This is a genomic window from Pseudomonas sp. P4_C3 (genome assembly GCF_056402075.1).
In genome coordinates this window covers 1-2,375 of record NZ_JBFUIC010000484.1, presented here as the reverse complement: position 1 = coordinate 2,375, position 2,375 = coordinate 1, and the positions used below count along the sequence as shown (strand labels likewise).

General features: G+C 57.0%; 2 protein-coding genes. Both read left to right on the top strand.

The window, feature by feature from the left end; genetic code table 11:
- Positions 1–9: 9 nt before the first annotated feature.
- Complete coding sequence (locus tag AC1DVH_RS29655) at positions 10–843, top strand: phosphatase PAP2 family protein (RefSeq protein WP_477756787.1); 834 nt, start codon at positions 10–12, stop codon at positions 841–843.
- A 288-nt stretch (positions 844–1,131) separates the two neighbouring features.
- Positions 1,132–2,184 carry a metallophosphoesterase gene (locus AC1DVH_RS29650; protein ID WP_477756786.1) on the top strand — a complete coding sequence of 351 codons (1,053 nt, stop codon included), beginning with the start codon at positions 1,132–1,134 and terminating at the stop codon, positions 2,182–2,184.
- Positions 2,185–2,375 lie beyond the last annotated feature (191 nt).

Below are 2,375 nucleotides of genomic sequence, written 5' to 3'. Positions count from 1 at the left end.
GGATTCACAATGCTGACCGCTTCTCGCTACCGCTTTTACTGGGTGAATTTCGGTATTCCGCTGGCCTGCGCGGTCGCGGTGTTTCTGATGTTCGACATGACCAGCATCGACATCGCCTTCAACAATTACTTTTTTGATCCGGTAACGCAGACGTACCCGTTGGACCATGTCCATCTGTTCGAAAAAATCACCCATAAATGGGCGCGGATCATTCCCAACTGGACCGGCGAAATTGCGATTATCGGTGCCTTGCTGTCGTTTCTCTGGCCGCGCCTGAAGGCTGAAAAGCACTCGAAAATCATCGCTTTCCTGGAGAAAATCAAAGTCGCACCGGTGCTGCGCTTTGCCACCCGGCACCGTCGCGATTTTCTCTACGTGGTGTTCGCGTTTTCCATCAGCACCGGGGTCATTCACTACCTCAAGGGCCACACCAGCGTGTATTGCCCGATCGAGACGACCCAGTACGGCGGCAAAAAGGAGCACGTTGAGTGGTATGAGAATTTCGACCTGCTGAAAGTCGCTGGTGACGGTCGTTGCTGGCCGGGCGGACACGCATCGGGCGGGTTCACCATGCTGGCGTTGTACTTCGTGGCTCGCCGTTATCGCTGGCGCTATTCCAAGGCGATCATGTACGGCTCGCTGACCCTCGGTTTCATCTACGGTACAACGCGGGTGCTGCAAGGCTGGCACTACATGTCCCACACCCTCTGGGCCGGGATCTTTGTGTGGCTGGCGTGTTTGCTGACGGCGCTGGCGTTTTACGGGCGAGCGAGGCTGGAACAGCCGGTGCTCTCCAAATCGCAAAAACCGGTAGCGGCGACTCAGACTCAACCAGTGAATTGAGTCCGCTTTGAACGGCGAAACCCGCAACCCGAAAGGGCGGCGGGTTTTTTCTTGCCCAAGGAAACCTTCAGTGAGCTCAGGGATTGTGTGCGACTGCGATCAACGGTGGGACAGGGCGCGACATGACTTCTGGCTACCGGAAAAGGAAGGCCGAAAAAAACAGGCTGGAAAAAAGTAAACGGAACGATTTCTTAACAAATCGTGAACAACTGCTGTGATCTATTGAGAGTGAAGGTCGACCTTCATTTCGCCACCCTGTCTGGCTTTCCAAGCCCAGTGAGTTCCTGATTGAAACGCACAAATTCCACCTCGATTTCTGCAAAACGTTTGGTACTCCGAAGGATCGCGCTTGGCTCTGGTATTGCCTTCGCTCTTCTACTGGCGGTCGGTGGTTACTGGCTGTTTACGCCGCCATCGCCGTACGTTCCGTTGAATGGTCTGGACCCTGCATCGGCGTCGATGATTGCGGTGGGCGATCAGGGTAGCGGTGACTTGCAACAGTGGCGGGTGGGGCAAGCCATGGAGCGGGTTGCGTCCAGGGAGGGGCGCCTGGACATGGTGGTTTTCCTCGGCGACAACTTCTACGGCAAGCCATTGACCAGCACCCACGATCTCCACTGGGAAACCCGATTCGAGCGAGTCTATTGGGGCCATTGGCTCAGCCATGTGCCGTTCTACGCGGTGCTGGGCAACCACGATTACCCGGTGTCGCAAAAATACGAGATCGAGTACGGCCAACAGCACAAGGGATCGGGCCGTTGGCAGATGCCGGCGAATTTCTACGTCAAGGATTTCGGTGACGTTGACGGGCGGCCATTGGTGCGGATGGTGTTCCTCGACACCTCGGCGCCACGTGAGAGTTTGCAGCAGCAAATCGACTTGATCGATCAGGCGTACCAGGCACCCGGACCGGCACCGGTATGGCGAATAGCCGCGTCCCATCACCCGGTGCGCAATCAAGGCAAGCATGACGAGGAGTCGAATCTGCTCACATGGCTCTTGCCAGTGTTGCAACGCAACCACGTCGATCTGCTTTTGTCGGGTCATGATCACAACCAGCAATTGCTGTTGCGTGCAGGCGAACCCGCTTGGGTGATTTCCGGGGCCGGTGGCAAGAGGCTGTCTGCCTTGCAAACGCCAACACCGGATAGCACCTTTACTGACTCGCGGGCTGGTTTTGCCAAACTCGATCTGAGCGCCACTCAACTCAGGCTGGGGTATTACAACGACCGCGGCGATCTGGAATCCGGCTTTCGCTGGGTCAGAGACTGCCAGTGGATGGCCAAAGGGTGTTTGCTACCCGAGCCATCGCAAGGGAGCGTCGCGCAGGTGGCACAGTGATGGGCGCAAACCCGCAGGCAAAAAAAAGCCCGCGGGAGAGCGGGCAAACCGTAGTTTCTTGAATGAGCGAGCGAAATGTACAGGCTGGCGCGGGGTGGTGGGGTGAAGAAAAATTCATCTCGCTCAAAGCCCCGTACCGGAGCTTGCGACACCGCTACGGCAAATGATCCGCGGCAAAGTCGGCTTCCGAC

Excerpts from the sequence above, each read along its gene's own strand:
- AC1DVH_RS29655 (WP_477756787.1), top strand. The coding sequence starts at position 10 with ATGCTGACCGCTTCTCGCTACCGCTTTTACTGGGTGAATTTCGGTATT.